Genomic DNA, 20,063 nt, shown 5'->3' with positions numbered 1-20,063 from the left:
TTCTCCTGGGAATCGGGCGCCGGACGGAGTATCGTCGCGATATGACGCACGTCACTCCGCCAGCGCCGCAGAATACGCCGCCGATGATCACCGTGGGCGTCTTCGACGCCGACGAGTCGGACCTCGCCGTCCAATGGGCCGCTCGCCATGCCGAGCGGGTCGGCGGCACCTTGCACCTGATCCACGCCTTCGTGTGGACAGAGCTCGATGTGAACACCGATCCGATCCCGGGCATGACCGGATCGGGCATCCGCAACGCCGCGCACAGCCTGATCAAGGACGCCCTGGCGATCGCCCGGGAAGGGCATCCAGATCTCCCGATCACCTCGGAGATCGTCGACGGCAATGCCGTGCCGGTGCTGGTCGAGGCCAGCAGCGACTCTGACGTGATCGTCGTCGGCGGGCGGGGGATGGGCCGGTTGCTGACGCTCATCGTCGGCTCCAAGAGCCTGGCGCTTGCCGCCCGCTCCCACTGTCCGGTCGTGGTCGTGCGCGGCATGGTCGACAGTGACGGGCCGATCGGGCTGGTCCATCACGAGAGTGCGACCGAGGTCGTCACCCGCGCTGCCGATCTCGCCTCCGCGTATCGCCAGGACATCCAGCTCATCGTCCGCGCCGAGACGACCCCGGAGCAGGCGCAGGAGATCCTTGCGCGCACCAGCGAACGGATCGCGCTGTCGCACCCGAACGTGTACGTGCGCGATGTGAGCGTCGCCGCCACCGGGAGCGCGAAGGAACTCGTGCATGCCAGTGAGGGGGCGAGCATGATCGTGGTGGCGGGGGACCGCGTCCACGGGCCCGACAAGCCTGTCTCCGCGCCCCGTCAGCTGGTCACCGTGCTGCGATACGCCAATACGCCGGTCTGGATCGAACGGGACTGAGGAGCTCAGGCCCCTGCGCGGCGCAGCAGTTCGGTGAGGTGGTTCGCGGAGCTCATCACGGAGGCCGCGTGCAGTCGGCCCGGCTGGCGAGTGATGCGCTCGATCGGACCGGAGATGCTCAGGGCGGCCACGACACGGCCATTGGGGCCCCGCACCGGGGCTGAGACGGAGCCCACGCCGGGCTCGCGCTCGCCGATGGACTGCGCCCACCCGCGACGGCGCACGGCGGAGAGCTGAGTGGCTGTGAAGCGCGCCCCGAGCAGTCCGCGATGCAGGCGATCCGGCTCCTCCCAGGCCAGCAGGATCTGTGCAGCGGACCCGGCCTTCATGGTCAGCGCCGAGCCCAGCGGGACGGAGTCGCGCAACCCGATCGGGCGCTCGGCGGCGGCGACGCAGATGCGGTGGTCGCCCTGGCGACGGTAGAGCTGGGCGGACTCGCTGGTGTGATCGCGCAGGGCGGCCAGCACCGGGCCGGCGGCGGCGAGGAGTCGATCCTCCCCGGCGGCGGCGGCCAGCTCACCCAGGCGCGGTCCGAGGATGAAGCGGCCCTGCATGTCGCGGGAGACCAGGTGGTGGTACTCGAGCGCCACCGCCAGGCGGTGGGCAGTAGGGCGGGCCAACCCGGTCGATTGCACGAGCTGGGCGAGAGTGGCAGGTCCAGCTTCCAGGGCACCGAGCACGATGGCCGCCTTGTCGAGCACGCCGACGCCGCTGCCGTTCTCCTCCGAGATCTTGTCCATGCTCCGATACTGCCGTCTTATTTGGTGAGACGCAAGTGCGTCAGATCATGGACCGGCACACGATGGGACCTGCGCTTGCACCCCGAGCGCGTTTCAGCATGCAGACGCGCGTCCCCACGACGGACGCAGGGAAGGATCGACATGGCGGGGACCCTCGCGGAGAAGGTCTGGGCGGATCACGTGGTCCGTCTCGGAGAGAACGGCGAACCGGATCTGCTGTACATCGACCTCCAGCTGCTGCACGAGGTGACCAGCCCGCAGGCGTTCGACGGTCTCCGCCAGGAGGGCCGCACCCCCCGTCGCCTCGATCAGCAGCTCGCGACCGAGGACCACAACACCCCGACGATCGACATCGACAAGCCGATCGCGGACCTCACCTCGCGCACCCAGATCGACACCCTGCGACGCAATGCCGAGGAGTTCGGGGTGCGCATCCACAGCCTGGGCGATGTGGACCAGGGCATCGTGCACGTCGTGGGCCCGCAGTTGGGCCTGACGATGCCGGGCATCACCGTGGTGTGCGGGGACTCGCACACCTCGACCCACGGTGCGTTCGGCGCGCTCGCCTTCGGCATCGGCACCAGCGAGGTCGAGCACGTGCTCGCCACCCAGACGCTGCCCCTGAATCCGTTCAAGACCATGGCGATCACCGTCGACGGCACTCTGAAGCCGGGCGTGACCGCGAAGGACATCATCCTCGCGGTGATCGCGAAGATCGGGACCGGCGGCGGCGCGGGCTATGTGCTCGAGTACCGCGGCGAGGCCATCCGCACGCTCTCCATGGAGGGCCGGATGACGATCTGCAACATGTCCATCGAGGCCGGCGCCCGCGCGGGCATGATCGCCCCGGACGAGACCACCTTCGAGTACGTCCAGGGCCGTCCCCACGCCCCGCAGGGCGCGGACTGGGACGAGGCGGTCGAGTACTGGAAGACGCTGCGTTCCGAGGACGACGCCACCTTCGACACCGAGGTGCACATCGACGCCGATGACCTCGAGCCGTTCGTCACCTGGGGCACCAATCCCGGCCAGGGTCTGCCGCTGTCGGCCTCCGTGCCGGCCCCGGAGGACTTCACCGACGACAACGCCCGCGTCGCCGCCGAGAACGCCCTGGAGTACATGGACCTCGTCCCCGGCACCCCGTTGAAGGACATCAAGGTCGACACCGTCTTCATGGGGTCGTGCACCAACGGCCGCATCGAGGACCTGCGGGCCTTCGCCTCCGTGCTGGAGGGACGCCGGAAGCACCCCGAGGTGCGGGTCATGGTCGTGCCGGGGTCGGCACGGGTGCGGCTGCAGGCCGAGAAGGAGGGGCTGGATCAGATCTTCCTCGCCTTCGGTGCCGAGTGGCGCCAGGCCGGCTGCTCCATGTGCCTGGGCATGAACCCCGACCAGCTCGCGCCGGGGGAGCGTGCGGCCTCCACCTCGAACCGCAACTTCGAGGGCCGCCAGGGCAAGGGCGGACGCACCCACCTGGTGTCCCCGGTCGTCGCCGCTGCCACCGCGGTGCGCGGCACGCTGTCCACCCCGTCGGATCTGGGCGCCCCGACCGCGCCCTCCGATCTCCAGCCCGTCGCCTGATCAGGAGCATCGCCATGGAAGCCTTCACCACCCACACCGGCATCGGTGTCCCCCTGCGTCGCAGCAACGTCGACACCGACCAGATCATCCCGGCCGTGTACCTCAAGCGGGTCACCAAGACCGGATTCGACGACGGCCTGTTCCACGCCTGGCGCACGAACGATCCCGACTTCGTGCTGAATCGTCCCGCCTACACGAAGGGCTCCGTGCTGGTCGCGGGTCCCGATTTCGGCACCGGATCCTCCCGTGAGCACGCCGTGTGGGCACTGCGCGACTACGGCTTCAAGGCCGTGCTCTCGAGCCGATTCGCGGACATCTTCCGCGGCAATGCCGGCAAGCAGGGCCTCGTCGCCGGCGTGCTCTCCGAGGACGACCTCGAGCAGCTGTGGAAGATCCTCGAGGAGGCGCCCGGCACCGAGGTGACCATCGACCTCGAGAACCGTCAGGCCCACGCGGGCGAGGCTGGAGCCGTATTCCGCTTCGACGTCGACGACTACACCCGCTGGCGCCTGATGGAGGGCCTGGACGATATCGGCCTCACCCTGCGCCACGAGCAGGACATCACGGACTTCGAGGCGAAGCGCCCGGCGTGGCTGCCCAAGACGCTGCCCGCGCGCAACGCCGAGAGCGTCTGACCCACCGCCCGGTCGGTCGGCGCGGGTATGACGGGGATCGCGGTGTCCGCGCAGTGTGCTCCGGTATGGTGAGCTGGTCAGACACCGGGCGTCCGTGACGCCTGTCCAGCGAAGCAAGGACACTATGAGCTCGACATTCCACGTCCGCGGAGGGCGCCCCCTCGACGGTGAGATCACCGTCCGCGGGGCGAAGAACCTGGTCTCCAAGGCGATGGTGGCGTCACTGCTGGGCAACCGCCCCAGCGTGCTGGAATCGGTCCCGGACATCCGCGACGTGCAGATCGTCTCCGAGCTCCTGTCGATCCACGGCGTCAAGGTCGAGCGCGACGTCGCCGGCGGCACCCTGCGCATGGACCCCTCGAACGTCGAGCGCGCCCACGTGGCCGATATCGACGCGCATGCGGGCAGCTCCCGCATCCCGATCCTGTTCTGCGGTCCGCTGCTGCACCGCCTCGGCGAGGCGATCATCCCCGATCTCGGCGGGTGCCGGATCGGGGACCGTCCGATCAACTACCACCTCGATGTGCTGCGCAACTTCGGCGCGGTCGTGGACAAGCGCGAGATGGGCATCTACATCACGGCGCCGAACGGGCTGCGTGGTGCCAAGATCCACCTGGAGTACCCCAGCGTCGGTGCGACCGAACAGGTCCTGCTGACCGCTGTGCGCGCCCAGGGCATCACCGAGCTGGTCAACGCCGCCGTCGAGCCCGAGATCGAGGACCTCATCGCGGTGCTGCAGAAGATGGGTGCGCTCATCTCGGTCCAGACCGACCGCACCATCACCATCGAGGGCGTCGAGGAGCTGGGCGGCTACGAGCACGTGGCACTGCCCGATCGCATCGAGGCCGCGTCCTGGGCCTGCGCGGCGCTGGTGACCAAGGGCTCGGTGCTCGTGCGCGGCGCCCAGCAGAAGCCGATGGCGACCTTCCTGAACACCTTCCGAAAGGTCGGCGGCGGGATGGACATCACCGAGGCCGGGATCCGCTTCTACCACCCGGGCACGCCGTTGCGCGCGATCGCGGTGGAGACGGATGTGCACCCCGGCCTCATGACCGACTGGCAGCAGCCGTTGGTGGTCGCGCTGACGCAGGCCGACGGCATCTCCATCGTCCACGAGACGGTGTACGAGAACCGGCTGGGCTTCACGTCGGCGCTGAACGACATGGGCGCCCACATCCAGGTGTACCGCGAGTGCCTCGGTGGCTCCAGCTGCCGGTTCGGGCGCAGCAACTACAACCACTCCGCCGTGATCTCCGGTCCCAAGACCCTGCGTGGCGCGGACATCACAGTCCCCGATCTGCGCGGCGGCTTCTCGTACCTGATCGCTGCGCTCGGCGCCGAGGGCGTCTCCACGATCCGCGGCATCGACCTCATCGACCGCGGCTACGAGTCCTTCCGGGAGAAGCTCACGGCGCTGGGCGCTGAATACTGGGAGAACTGACGTCGCGGGAGCACCGACCACCCATTGCGAGCCGAGGGAGCACAGCTGACCATGAGCGACGACGTCCCGTCCGACGCGGATCTGCACACGGGTCCGGCCACGACCGCCGGCAGTTCGCTGGCACTGCGCGACATCCCGATCCCGGACTACTGCGATGTGGTCATCGTGCCCACCGCAGGGGTCGACGAACCCGATCCGCGGGTGTGGGCCGACGCGATCTTCTCCCACGAGAACACCCCGCTGTCCCAGCGGGGGATGAGGGCGCTGCGCGATGAGGCGATCCGCCTGTTCGACATGGTCCCGCCACCGAACAAGGAATACCTGGCCGACGAGGTGGTGGGCTCCGAGGCGCTGATCATCGACGACGACGAGAACATGAGGGTGCGCATCGGGGTGGCGCTGCTGCCGGGCGGTGACCTGCTGCAGGTCACCACCGCCGTGAAGTACCGCTCCGTGCGGGGCCGCCTGGCCTTCGCCCCTCGCAGACTCATGCATGCGGCCGCCGTGAACACTCTGGCCCGGCGAGCCCCGACCACGCTGCGCCGTCGCACCATGACCGGAGGCTCCGGCGTGCGGGCTCTGACCGGTCAGGCCACCCGCAAAGCCCTGGGTCGCACGCCCGCCACCGACCGGTGAGCGTATCGCTGCTGCGCAGCTGGGACGTCGGCACTGCCCGGGCCCCTTCCCGGCGGGCAGGGATCGTCGTGGCCCTCGCCCAACTTCCGCTGCGCCCGGCACTGACCCTGCTGGCCCGGCCCACCTGGATCGGCGCCGAGAACGTCCCGGCGAAGGGCGCCGTGGTGGCCTGCGGCAATCACCTGGGCCCGCTGGACGCCTTCGCCTACGGCCACCTCCTGCAGGCTCAGGGCATCGCCCCACGCTTCATGGCCAAGGACGCCATGTTCCGCGTCCCCGTCCTCGGGACGCTGCTGCGCCTCGCCCGGCAGATCCCGGTGAATCGGGGCACCTCCCGCGGCTCCGATGCTCTGGACGCCGCCCGGGAGGCCCTGGGCCGCGGCGAGGGGCTCATGGTGTTCCCCGAGGGCACCTACACCCGAGATCCTGAGCTGTGGCCGATGCGGGCGCGCACCGGCGCGGCCCGGCTCGCGCTGGACACCGGGGCTCCGCTGCTGCCGATCGCGAGCTGGGGCGGGCGCGCACTGTGGCCCGTGGGGTCACCGATCCCCCGCCCCGGCCGGGGCCGTCGCCTCGAGGTGCGGATCGGGGAGCCGTACACCGTCACCCGCCGCGAGGACGAGACCGTCCATCAGGCCGCATTCCGGGTCACCGAGGAGCTGATGGAGACCATCGCCGCCCTGCTGGGCGAGATCCGCCAGGAGCAGCCGCCGACCGTGCTGCATGACAGCCGCCTGGACACCCACCGCCCTGAAGCGGGCAGGCCGCAGCGCGGCTATCGAGCAGTGAGGCAACGATGACACGACTGAGCATTCTCGGGGCCGGCAGCTGGGGCACCACCTTCGCGCAGGTCCTCGCCGACGGCGGCGCCGACGTGACGCTGTGGGCGCGCCGCGAGGAGGTCGCCCGCGAGATCCGCGAGGAGCATCGCAATCGTGCCTACACCGGGGAACGGGAGCTGCCGCCGACGGTGACCGGCACGTCCTCCATCCGCGAAGCGCTCGACGGGGCCGACGGGATCATCGTCGCGGTCCCGGCCCAGTCGATGCGGGGGACTCTCGAGCAGTGGCCGGCCCTGCCACCCGTCCCGGTGCTCTCGCTGACCAAGGGCATCGAACGGGGCACGGACGCCAGGATCAGCGAGATCCTCGTCGACGCCGGGGGAGCGGATCGCGAGCGCGTCGGGGTCCTGTCGGGCCCGAACCTGTCGGCGGAGATCGCCGAGCGCCGCCCCTGCGCGAGCGTCGTCGCCGCCGAGTCCGAGGAGCTCGCCTCCGTGCTGGCCACCTGGTGCGAGGCGCCCTACCTGCGCGCCTACACCTCGACCGACGTCGTCGGCGTGGAGATCGCCGGAGCGGTGAAGAACGTCATCGCGATCGCGGTAGGTGCGGCGAGCGGACTCGGGCACGGCCACAACACCACCGCGAGCCTGATCACGCGCGGCCTGGCAGAGATCACCCGGCTCGGAGTGGCCCTCGGCGGCCGGCGCGAGACCTTCGCCGGGCTCGCCGGGATGGGCGACCTGGTCGCCACCTGCTCCTCTCCTCTGAGCCGCAACCACAGACTGGGCCTTGCGCTGGGGCGCGGGCTCGACGTCCGCGCCGCCGCCGCCGAGGTGGGGCAGACCGCCGAAGGCGTCGCGACCGCCCGGGCCGTGGCCGATCTCGCGACTCGACTGGGCGTGGACATGCCTATCACCGCGGCCGTGGTGGATGTCGTCGATCACGGTGCCCGGATCGATGAGGTCACCACGGCCCTGCTGGCGCGCGGCGTCCGGCCGGAATGAATATCCTTCCCTCATGAGAACCACCGTCGCCCTCCTGTTCGGCGGCCGCAGCGGCGAGCACGGCATCTCGTGCGTCACCGCCGGCGGCATCCTCGCTGCGATCGACCGTGAACGTTTCGACGTGATCGCCGTCGGCATCACCCGGGACGGCCGCTGGGTCCACGTCTCCGACGATCCTTCGGACTGGACCCTGGTCGACGGGAACGCCCCGGAGGTCGCCTCCGAGGGCCCCGAGGTGCTGCTGCCCGCCACCCGGCACCGGGCAGGGGAGCGCAGCGTGCTGCGCCAGGTGCGGGACGGAGCCGTCACCCCTCTGGCGGAGATCGACGTGGTCTTCCCGGTGCTGCACGGCGCCTACGGCGAGGACGGCACCGTCCAGGGCATGCTCGAGATGCTCGATATCCCGTATGTGGGCTCCGGAGTCCTGGCCTCGGCGTCCTGCATGGACAAGGCCGCCACCAAGCAGAATCTGCGCGCCGCAGGGATCGAGTGCGCTCCCGGCATCGTGGTCCACGAGGACCGCTGGGCCGCCGGGGCCGATCAGGTGCTGACCCACCTGGAGCGCCATCACCCGCTTCCGTGGTTCGTGAAGCCCGCGCGCGCCGGCTCGAGCCTGGGGGTGACCCGCGTGAGCGACCCGACCGAGCTCGACCTCGCCCTGAAGACAGCCTTCGCGGAAGACCCCAAGGTGCTGATCGAGGAAACCGTCCTCGGCCGCGAGGTCGAGTGCGGCGTCCTGCAGGGCGTCGAGGGCACTCCTGTGCGCACCACCGTGCCCGGTGAGGTCAAGGTGGGCGATGACCTCGACTTCTACGACTACGAGGCGAAGTACTTCGGCAAGGGCACCGTGAGCATCGACGTGCCGGCCTCCCTGCCGGACGCCGTGCTCGAGGAAGTCCGCGAGATCGCCTCCCGCGCGTTCACGGTGCTGGGACTGGAGGGACTGGCCCGAGTGGACGTGTTCGTCTCGCAGGAGGGTCGCGTGGTGGTCAACGAGGTCAACACGATGCCCGGCTTCACGCCGTACTCGATGTTCCCGGTGCTGTGGCAGAACATGGGCCTGAGCTACTCCGACCTCATCACGGATCTCGTCGAGCAGGCCCGCGGCCGCCGACTCGGTCCCCGCTGAGCAGGACCGAGGCAGCGCTCAGGCGGGTTCGTCGCCGGGACCGACGCAGTGGTCGGTCGCCTCGATGTTCCGGCTGACCACCTGGGACAGGTCGAGCGCAGCACCCGAGGGCTGATCGGGCGCGGCCGAGCGCGGCACGGAGACGTCGATGGCCGGCTCGCGCCCGTACGTCGTGTACAGGAACACTTCGTCCTCGAGCTCGCGGACGATCCAGTCGATCTGCACGCCGTTGCCGTCCTCGAGGGTGGTGCAGATGTCGGTGGTGGGCCCGGGTGGTGTGACGCCGCAGCGCATCACCACGGTGTCCTCGCCGCTTCCCCAGGCGGCGGTGCCCTGGCTGGAGGTCTCCGTCCGGTCCATGCCCAGCACCTGCGGCGGGGCGGCGAGGAGGATCTCTGCGCAGGTGGGATCCGTGGCGGCGGGACCGGCGGGCACCTGCACGGTTCCGCAGGCCGCCAGCGACACGGTCAGCAGGCCCGCGGCGGCCAGGGCGGGAAGTCGGAGGCGGGGCACGACTCGAGGGTACCCGTCCGGCACACTGGGGTGATGACCGGCGACACGCACCTCGGGGAGGCCGGGCTCCTGGCCCGGATGCTCCCGCACCTGTCCAGCGACCCCCGCGTGGAGGTGGGCCCCGGGGACGATGCGGCCGTCGTGCGCCTGCCCACCCCACGGGTGGTGGTCACCACGGACACCCTGGTCCAGGGGCACGATTTCCTGGCGCACACCACGACCGCGCGCTGGATCGGTCATAAGGCCGCCGTGCAGAACCTCGCCGATGTCGCCGCCATGGGCGCCCGCCCCGTTGCCCTGGTGGTCGCGCTGTCCGCACCGGCCGACACCCCTTCCCGGGTGTTCGAGGAGCTCACGATCGGGATCGCCCACCGCGCGCAGGCCGATGGGGCGCAGGTCGTCGGCGGCGACCTGGGGCAGGCCGAACAGCTCGCCCTCACCGTCACCGCGCTCGGTGCCCTCGAGGAGGGCCAGGAACCGGTGCTGCGCTCCGGCGCCCATCCCGGGGACGTGCTCACGATCGGCTCCCCGCGCCTGGGTCGCTCCGCCGCGGGCCTCGCCCTCGTGCTGTCCGGACGGGTCCGGGTGCAGGACGGAGCGGTCGACGGAGCCGGTGGGCACGGTGATCTCGTCACCTGGCATGACGCTCCCGATCCCGACCTCGCTCTGGGGTGGACCGTCGGCCGTACCGCGAGCGCGATGATGGACCTCTCCGACGGACTGGTGCGCGATGGCGGCCGGATCGCGCGAGCCTCCGGCGTGCGGCTGGACCTGGACCCCGCAGCTCTGGGACCCGATGCGCAGCAGCTCGCCGTCGTCGCTGCAGAGGTCGGCGCGGACCCCTGGGACTGGGTGCTGCACGGCGGGGAGGAGCACGCGATGCTCGCGACCTTCCCGGCCGGCTCCGTCCCCGCGGGGTTCCGACCGATCGGGCGGGTCCTGCCCGGCGTCGGAGAGAAGGAGCACTCCGTCCTGCTGGGGGGCGCCGAGATCGCCGGAACGGGCTTCGACCACTTCGGTCCGTCCGCCTAAGCTGAGGCGCGCCCTTCGAGGGCGACCCCCAGGAACTGAAGGAGACACCATGTCGATCACGGTCAAGGCACTGCAGAAGACCGGCCCCGACCAGCCATTCCGCGTCACGACCATCGAGCGCAGGGACCCGCGCCCCGATGACGTCGTCATCGACATCAAGGCCGCCGGGATCTGCCACAGCGACATCCACACCATCCGCAACGAGTGGGGCGAGGCACACTTCCCGCTGACCGTCGGCCACGAGATCGCCGGCATCGTCGAGGCCGTGGGTGAGAACGTGACCGGTTGGACGGTCGGCGACCGCGTGGGCGTGGGCTGCCTGGTCGATTCCTGCGGGCAGTGCGAGGAGTGCCGCGCGGACCAGGAGCAGAACTGCCTGCAGGGCAACGTCGGCACCTACAACGCGACCGATGTGGACGGCACCATCACCCAGGGCGGCTACGCCCAGAAGGTCGTGGTCAACGAGCGCTTCGTGTGCCGCATCCCCGACGCCATGGCGTTCGATGCCGCGGCCCCGCTGCTGTGCGCCGGCATCACCACCTACGCGCCGCTGGCCCGCTGGGGAGCCGACCAGGCGAAGGACGGAGCCCCCAAGAAGGTCGCCGTGCTGGGCCTGGGCGGGCTCGGCCACATGGGCGTGCAGATCGCCGCCGCCATGGGCGCCGACGTGACTGTCCTGTCCCGCTCCCGCAAGAAGGAGCAGCTGGCGATCGAACTCGGTGCGCAGCAGATGCTCGCCACCACCGAGGACGGCTTCTTCCAGGACCACCGTGGCCAGTTCGACCTGATCCTCAACACGATCAGCGCCGACATCCCCGTGGACAGTTACCTGGGCCTACTGAAGCCCCGCGGCGTCATGGCCGTGGTGGGCCTGCCGCCGGAGAACCAGTCCCTCAGCTTCGGCTCCGTGATCGGTGGCGGCAAGGTGCTGGCCGGCTCCAACATCGGCGGCATCGCCGAGACCCAGGAGATGCTCGACTTCTGCGCCGAGCACGGCATCGCTGCCCAGATCGAGACGATCGGTGTCGACGAAGCCGACGCGACCTACGACCGCGTGGTCGCCGGCGAGGTCTTCTTCCGTGCCGTCATCGACACCGCGACCTTCGAGGACGCCGAGGTCGCCTGATCCCGATGCGCGACGGTGCTGAGAACGCGGTGGCCGGGCGGAGCATTCGCCCGGCCACCGCGGCCGATCGAGGGCACGACGGCGCCCGCTTCAGCTGGCTGCAGCCCGACGGCTGGCGCGAGGGCTGCCGGGCCCTGGTGGTGACGGTCGAGGATCCCGACGTCCGGGAGGGCCTCGTGATCGGTGTCGGACGTATCGGCCCGAACCGCGTCCACCCCGGTCGCGACATGGCCGAGCTCGAGATCGACCCGGCGCACCGACGCCGTGGACACGGCACAGCGCTTTTGCGCGAACTCGGCAGGTTCAGCGGGAATCCTCTGTCGGACAGAGTGGTGCCCGGTTCCGAACGTGATCAGTTTCTGCGCTCGCTCGGCGCCCACGTCTATCTCCCGATCCCGATCCTCAGCGTCGACCTGACGGATACTCGCACCGCCGCGTGGTGCACCACGGTGCGTGCGGCCAGAGAATCGGACGAATCCGTCCGGGTCGCGCGCTGGACGGATCTTCCGCGGGAGCAGGTCATCGACGCCCTCACGGATCGCTACCTCTGGCAGCATGCGAGCTGGTCGCCGACGGCGTCCCGCAAGACCATCCGCCCAGTCGTCGGCGAGGAGTTCTACGACGAGGCTGTGCTAGAGCACTGCTGGGCAACAGTTCGAGAAGGTCGGATCACGGCTCTGGTCGATCTCTACGACGAACCGGTCGGTCCCCATCGTGAAGGCAGTGTCGAAGCCGTCGACTCTGCCGGCCCGCATTCCCGCACCGACGTCGCCCTCTGCCTCGCGGCGTTGCTGACGGACCTCCGCGGCCTCGGGGTGCACTCGCTGGATCTCGACAACCACCCGACGGACCCTCACGCAGCGCCTCTGCTGGCAACGCTCCCGCTCCTCGAGGCAGGGCAGGTGAATCTGGTCGAGATCCCGAATGGACTCACCGCCGCGCTGCGGGGCTCCGCCTGAGGCTCAGCCCAGCAGACGGATCGGGAGCTCGGTCTCGATGACCTGGCCGGAGGGATCGCGCATGATCCGGGAGGCCCTCGCGCCGTCCACCTCGGTGACCGCCTCGACCAGCTCCGTGCCGCGATACAGCAGCCCGGCGCCGTCATCGGTGCACACCGTGGCGCCGAGTGTTCCGGCCGCCACCAGCTCCCGGATCAGCGGGCGGCGCCGCTGTTCGGAATCCATATGCACACCGTTGGCACCGGGCAGGAAGCCCAGGCCGTTCGTGACCGGGGCCAGCTGGGGGCCGAATGAATCGGTCACCCCGCCCTCGAACCAGCAGATCGATCCGGCGGAGACCCCGGCGAGCACCACGCCGTCCTGCCAGAGCCGGCGCAGGATCTCCGGCAGGCCGTGGGCGCGCCACACCGCGAGCAGGTTCACCACCGAGCCGCCGTTGACCCAGATCACGTCGAAGCCGCGCAGGTATCCCTCGACGTCCTCCACATTCGGCATCGAGAACAGGCTGAGGTGGTGCAGCTCGTACCCTGCCTCCCGGGCGGCCTCCTCCATGTCCCGCTGGAACCCGGAGTCGTCCCCGCCAGCCGTCCCGATATGGCAGATCCTGGGCCCTCCGCCGCGGTCAGAGCGGGGGATCTCCTGCGCGAGCTGCACGGTGAAGGCCATCATCGGCCCGAAGCCGAATCGCAGTCGGGGATGAGGGCGATACCCGGCGCTGGTGGCCAGGATCGTCGGGGAGGACGCAGGCATCGGATCTCCTTGGAAGCTGGTGACCGCGAGGTTACCTCGGTGCGCCGCCATGGCGTGGCCGGACATGCATGTGAGCCCCCACCCCGAAGGGTGAGGGCTCACATGGATGTTCCTGGTTCGGTCCCGCTCAGGCGCCGAGCGTGCTGACCTTGCCTGCCTTGAGGCAGGAGGTGCACACCTTCACGCGCTTGCTGGTCCCGTTGATCACAGTGCGAACAGACTGGATGTTCGGGTTCCAACGACGCGAGGTACGGCGGTGCGAGTGGGAAACGCTCTTGCCGAAGCTCGGGTGCTTGGCGCAGATGTCACACGTGGAAGAAGCCACTGTCGTCTCCTGAAAAGTCGAATTCTGATCGGGGTGCCCGCCCATCCCACAATGTCGATTCGCAGGAGTCGGTGACCATGGGTGAGCGCAGGGGCGCTGGCCCCCGGAGGTCAGGGCAACCACGGAAGCATAGCCCAGAAACCCCTCGGACATGAAGGGGAGGGGCGGTGCGGCACGCTGTGGAGTCCGCCACAACGTCACTCCCGGGTGGCACGATGGACCCCGGTGCGCGCGCGACCATCATCCCACGTGGCGCCGCAGGCGCCCAGGGGTCGGCCGGAGAACACGAGAGAACGAGGAGGCGCCGCATGGCCAGGAGACGGGAAGCCGCCCGCGGGTCCATGCCGTTGACGGAGCTCCTCGAGGCCAAGGAGTCCAAGGCCATGTCCTCCTTCGGGGTCAAGGATCTCGACACGATGCTGCGCTTCGCGCCCCGCCGCTACACGATCCCGGCACCGCTGCGCTCCCTCCACGAGGTCCAGGTGGGGGAGGAGATGAGTGCGACCGTCTCCGTCGTGGGCGTCACGGAGCGCAGCATGCGCAGTCGCCGGGGATCCATCCTGGAGGTCATCGTCTCCGACGGCATCGAGGACATCACCCTGACCTTCTTCCTCGCCAAGCCGCACCTCGTGGCCTGGCATCGCAGCCGCCTGAGCGTCGGCAAGAGCGTGGTCGTGCGCGGGACCGTCGGGTGGAACACCTACGCGAACAAGCCCCAGATCACCCATCCCGACTACGAGGAGTACGAGGACACCCCCGAGGGCCTCGCGTACGCGCAGCGCCCGCTGCCCGTGTACCCGCTGAAGCAGAACATCGCCCAGCGGACGATGCGGGCGGCCACCGAGAAGGGTGTCGACTTCGCGCAGTACCTGGCCCGACCGGTGCCCGCCGAGGTGATCTCGGCACGAGGCCTGCTGCCGCTCCCGGCGGCCGTGGCGAAGGTCCACCTCCCACGGACGGCTCAGGACACCCGCGACGGCGTGGCGCACCTGGTGTTCGAGGAGGCCTTCGTGCTGCAGGCGATCTTCGCCCAGCGCCGTGCCCTGGACGCCCGCACCCCGGCTCCGGCGCTGCAGGCCGAAGGACCCCTCCAGGGAGCCTTCGACGAGCGCCTGCCCTTCGAACTCACCTCCGGGCAGCGCGAGATCGGCGGCCAGATCACCGAGCGGGTCGGCCGCGACCACCCCACCAGCGTGCTGCTGCAGGGCGACGTCGGCTCCGGTAAGACCGTCATCGCGCTGCGCGCCATGCTGCGCGCCGTCGACTCCGGTCACCAGGCCGCTCTGCTGGCCCCCACCGAAGTCCTCGCCGAGCAGCACTACCGCACGATCACCGATCTGCTCGGGGAGCTCTCCGGGGCCGGCCGGCTCGATGCCCACGCCGACGCCACCCGGGTGCGGCTGCTCACCGGATCCCAGAAGACCTCTGCGCGGCGCGAGACCCTGCTGGACGTCACCTCGGGACAGGCAGGGATCGTGGTGGGCACCCACGCCCTGCTCACCGAGAGCGTCGAGTTCGCCTCTCTCGCCCTGGTGGTGATCGATGAGCAGCACCGCTTCGGCGTGGACCACCGTCGGCGCCTGCGCACCAAGGGGCCTGCCGGGATGAGCCCGCACGTCGTGGTGATGACGGCGACCCCGATCCCGCGCACCGCGGCGCTGGCCACCGTGGGCGACCTCGACGTGCTCACGCTGCGCGAGAGTCCTGGCATGCGCGCTGGCGTCGACAGCTTCGTGGTCCCGGAGAAGAGCCCGAAGTGGGAGCAGCGCATGTGGGCGCGCGCCGGGGAGGAGGTCACCGCGGGCCGCCAGGTCTTCGTGGTCTGCGCGCGCATCGACGAGACGGACGAAGCTCCCGCCCCTGTGATCCTCGACGAGGACGGGCAGATCTCCGAGACCGCGCTCGAGGAGGCGCGCGGGGTCACCGCAACCGCCGAGCGCCTCGCCCAGCGCCCGGAGCTGGCCGGTGCCCGTCTCGGCATCCTCCACGGCCGCCTGACCACCGAGGAGAAGCAGCGCACGATGGATCGCGTGGTCGCAGGCGAGATCGATGTGCTGGTCGCGACCACCGTGATCGAGGTCGGCGTCGATGTCTCCAATGCCTCGGTGATGATCGTGCTGGACGCCGAACGCTTCGGCGTCTCCCAGCTGCACCAGCTGCGCGGCCGTGTGGGCCGCGGCGAGCACGCCGGCATCGCGTTCCTCGACACCCGCACCGAGCCGGGCACCGAGACGTTCCAGCGCTTGGAGGGCATCGCCTCCGCGGCCGATGGCTTCGCGCTGGCCGAACTGGACCTGCAGGTGCGCGGCGCCGGCGACCTGGTGGGGGAGGAACAATCGGGACTGCAGCGCACCCTGAAGCACCTCGACGTGATCCGTGATGCCCGCGTGATCGAACAGGCCCGCGAGGATGCCTTCGCCGTCATCGCCGCAGACCCCGATCTCACCGCCCACCCCGATCTCGCCGGCGCCATCGACAACCGCCTGCGCGACGCCGACCCCGACGTGGAGAGGAGCTGATATGCCCCGGATCATCGCTGGCACCCTCGGCGGCCGCACCATTCCCGGCCCGCCCGGCAAGGGCACCCGGCCCACCTCCGATCGGGTGCGCGAAGCCCTGTTCTCCCGACTGGACGGCTGGGACGCGCTCGCGGGTGCCCATGTGCTGGACCTGTACGCGGGGACCGGGGGCCTCGCCTTCGAGTCCCTCTCCCGCGGCGCCGCCGATGCCCTGCTGGTCGAGCTGCACGGCCCGACGGTGAAGCAGCTGCGACGCACCGCCGCCGACCTGGACCTGGCATCTCGCTGCGAGGTGCGCGCAGGGAAGGCCGAGACCGTCGGCGCCCAGCTCGGCGGGCGGGAGTTCTCGCTGGTCTTCCTGGACCCGCCCTACGATGTCGCGACCGACGCTCTCGAGATGCTGCTGGTCACCCTGCGACCGGCCCTGGCTGACGACGCCCTCGTGGTCATCGAGCGCTCACGTCGCTCCCGCGCGCTCAGCTGGCCGATCGGCTGGGCCGACGACGGCACCAAGGCCTACGGGGAGACGGTGCTCCAGTTCGGTGGGCCCGCCACCGACTGAGTGCCGAGGGCGGCGAGCAGGTCGAGCTTGCCGGCGTCCTCGCTGCGCGGGGGAGCGGTGAGCACCAGCAGCACCTGGGAACGATCCTCCGTGAACAGCGCCTGGCAGTCCACCTCGAGGCGGCCGATCTCCGGGTGCAGCAGCACCTTGTGGTCCTCGAATCGCCGGGCGACGACCTGCGAGTCCCACAGATGTGCGAACTCCGTACTGCGCGCGCTCAGCATCTCGGCGAGCTCCGCGGCCCGGGAGTTCGGCCCCATCGCCCCGTAAGCGGCCCGCAGCGAGGCCACCTGGGCGCGGCTGTGATGGGCATGATCCTCGGGCGGATATACGGTGCGGGACCGTTCGGGGTCATCGAACCAGCGGAAGATCGCACTGCGCTCCCACCCGCTGAGATGGTCGTCGTCACCGAACAGTGCGCGGGCCGGACCGTTCTGCACGAGCGTCTCCTCCAGCGCGGACAGGATCAGCGCCGGGGTATCGCTGAGGCGATCCATCACCCGCATCAAGGCGGGCGCCACATATCCGTCGACCGGAAGACGCTCCGGGGCGCTGTGCCCTGCGACCCGATACAGATAATCACGCTCGTCGGCCGTCAGGCGCAGCGCCCGCGCGACGGAGGCGAGCATCTGGGTGCTCGGCTGCGGGCCCCGACGCTGCTCGAGCCGGGTGTAGTAGTCGGTGGACATCGTCGCGAGCTGGGCGACCTCCTCACGACGCAGTCCCGGGGTACGGCGGCGAGCACCCGGGGCCAGGCCCACGTCGGCCGGGGTCAGGGCGGCGCGATGCCGCCCGAGGAAGTCTGCCAGCGCGTCCCTGTCCATCTCGCCAGTATCGACCTCACCGCGCCGGGGAGCCAGGGATCGGCGATCCCTTGATGACCGCACTCTGGTGGCGACCGCCGGGGAGTTCCAGACTCGAGGGCATGGACATCAGCGGACACACCCTCTTCATCCCCGGCGCCACCAGCGGTATCGGTCTCGCCCTCGCCCTGCGCCTGCACGAGCGCGGCAACCACGTGATCGTCGGGGGCCGGCGCACCGAGCTCCTCGAGCAGATCGCCGCCGAGCATCCGGGCCTCGCCACCGTGCGCATCGACACCACCGATCCGGCGAGCATCACCGCCGCCAGCCGCCAGGTGCTCGCCGAGCACCCCGACCTCGACGTGCTCGTCGCCATGGCCGGCATCATGCGGGCCGAGGACTGGAGAGATCCCACGGACTTCCTCGCCACCGCGGAGGTGACCGTCACCACCAACCTGCTGGGCCCGATCCGTCTGATCGCCGCGTTCATGGAGCACCTGCTCGCCCAGGACTCGGCGACGATCATGACGGTCTCCTCGGGACTCGGTTTCGCCCCGCTGCGCGCGACTCCCACCTACAACGCCACCAAAGCCGCGATCCACATGCTCTCGGAATCCCTGCGCCTCCAGCTGGCCGGCACCGCCGTCGAGGTCCTCGAGATCGTGCCGCCCTCGGTGGCCACCGATCTCATGCCGGGCCACGCCGAGGACGAGATGGCGATGGGACTGGAGGACTTCGCCGACGAGGTGATCGAGATCCTCCAGACGCAGCCCGCGGCGACGGAGATCCAGGTCGAGCGGGTGAAATTCCTGCGCTACGGCGAAGCCCGTGGTGACTACGACCAGGTGGTCGCGGCCCTGAACGCGCGCGATCCGATGAACGGGTGAGCGTCATAGGGTTCAGGCATGACGACCGAACTCACCGACCTCGATTGGCCGCAGCACACCGACCGCCTCGAGCTGCGCCTCGCCCGCGCGCAGGACGCGGACGAGATCTGGCCCTGGCATCGCTCTCCCGAGGTGCAGGAGTGGACCACGACCCTCAGCACCACGCTCGAGGACCATCGTGAGCGCTGGGACAGTCACCTCCCCGTCTCAGTGGTCGGTCTCCAGGGCGGCCACGTCGTCGCCGTCGGCAAGGTGGAGCGCCAGGACGCCTGGTCCCAGGCCGACATGGTCGGCCAGGCCCGCGGGCAGCAGGCCGAGCTCGGCTGGGTGCTGGACCCGGCCGTCCAGGGCCAGGGCCTGGGCACCGAGTTCGCCCTCGCCCTGCTGCGCGTTGCTATCGAGGGCCTCGGTGTGCGACGCGTCGAAGCGGGGTGCTTCGCCGAGAACCTCGCCTCGCGTCGCATCATGGAGAAGATCGGAATGCGCTGCGAGGGCGTGTTCGTCCAGGAATCTCTGCACCGCAGCGGGCGCTGGCTCGACGGGATGAGTTGGGCGATCCTCGCCAGCGAGTACGGGGCCCGGCAGAGCTGAGGGCTCAGCTCCCGGCGGCCGCCACGGGCCGCAGGAGCCTGGGACACTGGAGGCATGAGCACCCTCCGCGCCACCTTCTCCGTGCAGATGAGTCCCGGGGAGCCGATCCCCGGCGTCGCCGGACGCTTCGACCTCAGCAAGACCTGGACCGGCGAGGCCGAGGGCACCTCCCGCGGCGTCATGCTCACCGCGGGCGACCCCGCGAGCGGCAGCGCCGGCTACGTGGCGACGGAGACCTTCGAGGGCAGCCTCGGCGGCCTCCGGGGCACGCTCGCCCTCCAGCAGCTCGGCACCATCACCGCCGGCGAGCCGGCGCTGCAGTACGTCATCGTCCCCGGCTCCGGCACCGACGAACTCGTGGGCGTCAGCGGACTGCTCACCATCGGCACGATCCATGAGGATGGCCTCCACGAGGTGCTCCTCGAGCTCGCCTGAGCCAGAGGAGCCGGTCACGGAACGTTCGCCAGCACCGCCCGAGCGATCGGGGTCGAACCCTGGGTGAGCTCGAGGATCCGCTGGTGGATCCGAGGCTCGTGGAGCAGCTCCGCCAACGTGGCGGCCACGTCCTGACGTGCGATCTCGTCGTGGGGCTGCGCCGGACCGAGCGAGATCGTCCCGATCCCGTCGCGGTCCACCAGCAGGGACGGCCGCAGGATCAGCCAGTCCAGGTCGCTCATGCTGACCGTGACGTCGACCAGCTTCTTCACCGCGAAGTAGAACTCCACCTCCTCGCCGAGGTCGTGCCCGCGCCCGGCCTCGGGGAGCACGGACACCAGCACGAAGCGGCTCACGCCGGCGAGGCCGGCCGCCTCCAGGGCTGTCACCACCCCCTCGCCATCGATGGCGGCCGTGACCTCCCTCGTGCCGCCGTTCGACCCGGCGGTGTAGACGACCGCGTCCGCCCCGGTGAGCAGGGGAACCAACGAGTCAGCAGTCAGGTCTGCGAGCTCAGCCACGTCGACCTCGATGCCCCGGGCGGAGAGTTCCGTGCGCTGATCGTGGCGACGTACGAGTCCGGCGACCTCGTCGCCGCGGTCGATCAGGTTCCCCGCCAGCAGAGACCCGATCGCCCCGCTGACGCCGATGATGAAGACCTTCATTCCTTCTCTCCGGTTCGTGGACGGCCGCGCTGCTCGAGAGGAGTGAGTGCGAGACCGCTCATGCATG

General features: G+C 70.3%; 22 protein-coding genes. 16 read left to right on the top strand and 6 right to left on the bottom strand.

Features of this window, described 5'->3' with window-relative positions:
* Window positions 1-41 precede the first annotated feature (41 nt).
* Entirely contained in the window at window positions 42-881 is an 840-nt protein-coding gene (locus tag INT51_RS04575) for a universal stress protein (protein ID WP_193104025.1), read from the top strand.
* A gap of 5 nt (window positions 882-886) precedes the next feature.
* On the opposite strand, the gene INT51_RS04570 is transcribed toward INT51_RS04575, so the two are convergent.
* Window positions 887-1,621, bottom strand: a complete 735-nt coding sequence (locus tag INT51_RS04570) for an IclR family transcriptional regulator (RefSeq protein ID WP_193104024.1) — start codon at window positions 1,619-1,621, stop codon at window positions 887-889.
* 141 nt (window positions 1,622-1,762) lie between these two features.
* Between INT51_RS04570 and leuC the strand changes: the two genes are divergently transcribed.
* From leuC to INT51_RS04535, 7 genes are all read left to right on the top strand, one after another.
* Window positions 1,763-3,202 (top strand): 3-isopropylmalate dehydratase large subunit, encoded by a 1,440-nt coding sequence (gene leuC / locus INT51_RS04565; protein ID WP_193104023.1) that lies wholly within the window; start codon window positions 1,763-1,765, stop codon window positions 3,200-3,202.
* 14 nt (window positions 3,203-3,216) lie between these two features.
* Window positions 3,217-3,837, top strand: coding sequence for a 3-isopropylmalate dehydratase small subunit (gene leuD / locus INT51_RS04560; RefSeq protein WP_193104022.1), 621 nt, complete (start codon window positions 3,217-3,219; stop codon window positions 3,835-3,837).
* Window positions 3,838-3,961: 124 nt separating this feature from the next.
* Window positions 3,962-5,278, top strand: coding sequence for a UDP-N-acetylglucosamine 1-carboxyvinyltransferase (murA, locus tag INT51_RS04555; protein WP_193104021.1), 1,317 nt, complete (start codon window positions 3,962-3,964; stop codon window positions 5,276-5,278).
* Window positions 5,279-5,329: 51 nt separating this feature from the next.
* The gene (locus INT51_RS04550; RefSeq protein WP_193104020.1) at window positions 5,330-5,914 is read left to right on the top strand and encodes a hypothetical protein; all 585 of its coding nucleotides are present in this window, start codon (window positions 5,330-5,332) and stop codon (window positions 5,912-5,914) included.
* Window positions 5,911-6,714, top strand: coding sequence for a 1-acyl-sn-glycerol-3-phosphate acyltransferase (locus tag INT51_RS04545; RefSeq protein WP_193104019.1), 804 nt, complete (start codon window positions 5,911-5,913; stop codon window positions 6,712-6,714). Before INT51_RS04550 ends, INT51_RS04545 begins: the two co-directional genes overlap by 4 nt.
* Complete coding sequence (locus INT51_RS04540) at window positions 6,711-7,700, top strand: NAD(P)H-dependent glycerol-3-phosphate dehydrogenase (protein WP_193104018.1); 990 nt, start codon at window positions 6,711-6,713, stop codon at window positions 7,698-7,700. The genes INT51_RS04545 and INT51_RS04540 overlap by 4 nt, the downstream gene beginning before the upstream one ends.
* A gap of 13 nt (window positions 7,701-7,713) precedes the next feature.
* On the top strand, window positions 7,714-8,829 hold the full coding sequence (locus INT51_RS04535; RefSeq protein ID WP_193104017.1) for a D-alanine--D-alanine ligase family protein: 1,116 nt from the start codon (window positions 7,714-7,716) through the stop codon (window positions 8,827-8,829).
* 18 nt (window positions 8,830-8,847) lie between these two features.
* Here the strand turns inward: INT51_RS04535 and INT51_RS04530 are convergent, their stop codons facing one another.
* Window positions 8,848-9,342 carry a DUF3515 domain-containing protein gene (locus INT51_RS04530; RefSeq protein WP_193104016.1) on the bottom strand — a complete coding sequence of 165 codons (495 nt, stop codon included), beginning with the start codon at window positions 9,340-9,342 and terminating at the stop codon, window positions 8,848-8,850.
* 33 nt (window positions 9,343-9,375) lie between these two features.
* On the opposite strand from INT51_RS04530, the gene thiL reads away from it, so the two are divergent.
* From thiL to INT51_RS04515, 3 genes are read left to right on the top strand one after another with little or no spacing between them, the layout of a single operon-like run.
* Window positions 9,376-10,374: a thiamine-phosphate kinase gene (thiL, locus tag INT51_RS04525; protein WP_193104015.1), complete on the top strand. Its 999-nt coding sequence runs from the start codon at window positions 9,376-9,378 to the stop codon at window positions 10,372-10,374.
* A gap of 49 nt (window positions 10,375-10,423) precedes the next feature.
* Entirely contained in the window at window positions 10,424-11,500 is a 1,077-nt protein-coding gene (locus INT51_RS04520) for an NAD(P)-dependent alcohol dehydrogenase (RefSeq protein ID WP_193104014.1), read from the top strand.
* Between the two features lie 5 nt (window positions 11,501-11,505).
* A complete protein-coding gene (locus INT51_RS04515) occupies window positions 11,506-12,459 on the top strand; it encodes a GNAT family N-acetyltransferase (RefSeq protein WP_193104013.1) in 954 nt (317 codons plus the stop codon).
* Between the two features lie 3 nt (window positions 12,460-12,462).
* Here INT51_RS04515 and INT51_RS04510 read toward each other — a convergent pair whose 3' ends face one another.
* Window positions 12,463-13,209 (bottom strand): peptidase E, encoded by a 747-nt coding sequence (locus INT51_RS04510; protein ID WP_193104012.1) that lies wholly within the window; start codon window positions 13,207-13,209, stop codon window positions 12,463-12,465.
* Window positions 13,210-13,336: 127 nt separating this feature from the next.
* Window positions 13,337-13,534, bottom strand: a complete 198-nt coding sequence (gene rpmB, locus INT51_RS04505; protein WP_304502073.1) for a 50S ribosomal protein L28 — start codon at window positions 13,532-13,534, stop codon at window positions 13,337-13,339.
* Window positions 13,535-13,842: 308 nt separating this feature from the next.
* Between rpmB and INT51_RS04500 the strand changes: the two genes are divergently transcribed.
* Together INT51_RS04500 and rsmD are read left to right on the top strand one after the other, a co-directional pair.
* The gene (locus INT51_RS04500) at window positions 13,843-16,053 is read left to right on the top strand and encodes an ATP-dependent DNA helicase RecG (RefSeq protein ID WP_193104010.1); all 2,211 of its coding nucleotides are present in this window, start codon (window positions 13,843-13,845) and stop codon (window positions 16,051-16,053) included.
* 1 nt (window position 16,054) lies between these two features.
* Window positions 16,055-16,615, top strand: a complete 561-nt coding sequence (gene rsmD, locus INT51_RS04495) for a 16S rRNA (guanine(966)-N(2))-methyltransferase RsmD (protein ID WP_193104009.1) — start codon at window positions 16,055-16,057, stop codon at window positions 16,613-16,615.
* Here rsmD and INT51_RS04490 read toward each other — a convergent pair.
* The gene (locus tag INT51_RS04490) at window positions 16,570-17,439 is read right to left on the bottom strand and encodes a helix-turn-helix transcriptional regulator (protein WP_193104008.1); all 870 of its coding nucleotides are present in this window, start codon (window positions 17,437-17,439) and stop codon (window positions 16,570-16,572) included. The genes rsmD and INT51_RS04490 overlap by 46 nt on opposite strands.
* A gap of 101 nt (window positions 17,440-17,540) precedes the next feature.
* On the opposite strand from INT51_RS04490, the gene INT51_RS04485 reads away from it, so the two are divergent.
* From INT51_RS04485 to INT51_RS04475, 3 genes are read left to right on the top strand one after another with little or no spacing between them, the layout of a single operon-like run.
* Complete coding sequence (locus INT51_RS04485; RefSeq protein WP_193104007.1) at window positions 17,541-18,305, top strand: SDR family oxidoreductase; 765 nt, start codon at window positions 17,541-17,543, stop codon at window positions 18,303-18,305.
* 18 nt (window positions 18,306-18,323) lie between these two features.
* A complete protein-coding gene (locus INT51_RS04480; RefSeq protein ID WP_193104006.1) occupies window positions 18,324-18,896 on the top strand; it encodes a GNAT family N-acetyltransferase in 573 nt (190 codons plus the stop codon).
* Between the two features lie 54 nt (window positions 18,897-18,950).
* Window positions 18,951-19,331, top strand: a complete 381-nt coding sequence (locus tag INT51_RS04475) for a DUF3224 domain-containing protein (RefSeq protein WP_193104005.1) — start codon at window positions 18,951-18,953, stop codon at window positions 19,329-19,331.
* A gap of 14 nt (window positions 19,332-19,345) precedes the next feature.
* Here the strand turns inward: INT51_RS04475 and INT51_RS04470 are convergent, their stop codons facing one another.
* Window positions 19,346-19,996 carry an NAD(P)H-binding protein gene (locus tag INT51_RS04470; RefSeq protein ID WP_193104004.1) on the bottom strand — a complete coding sequence of 217 codons (651 nt, stop codon included), beginning with the start codon at window positions 19,994-19,996 and terminating at the stop codon, window positions 19,346-19,348.
* Window positions 19,997-20,063 lie beyond the last annotated feature (67 nt).

The sequence above is a fragment of the Brachybacterium sp. FME24 genome, from assembly GCF_014897705.1.
In the GTDB taxonomy this organism is placed as follows: domain Bacteria; phylum Actinomycetota; class Actinomycetes; order Actinomycetales; family Dermabacteraceae; genus Brachybacterium.
This window is presented reverse-complemented; position numbering and strand designations above follow the sequence as displayed.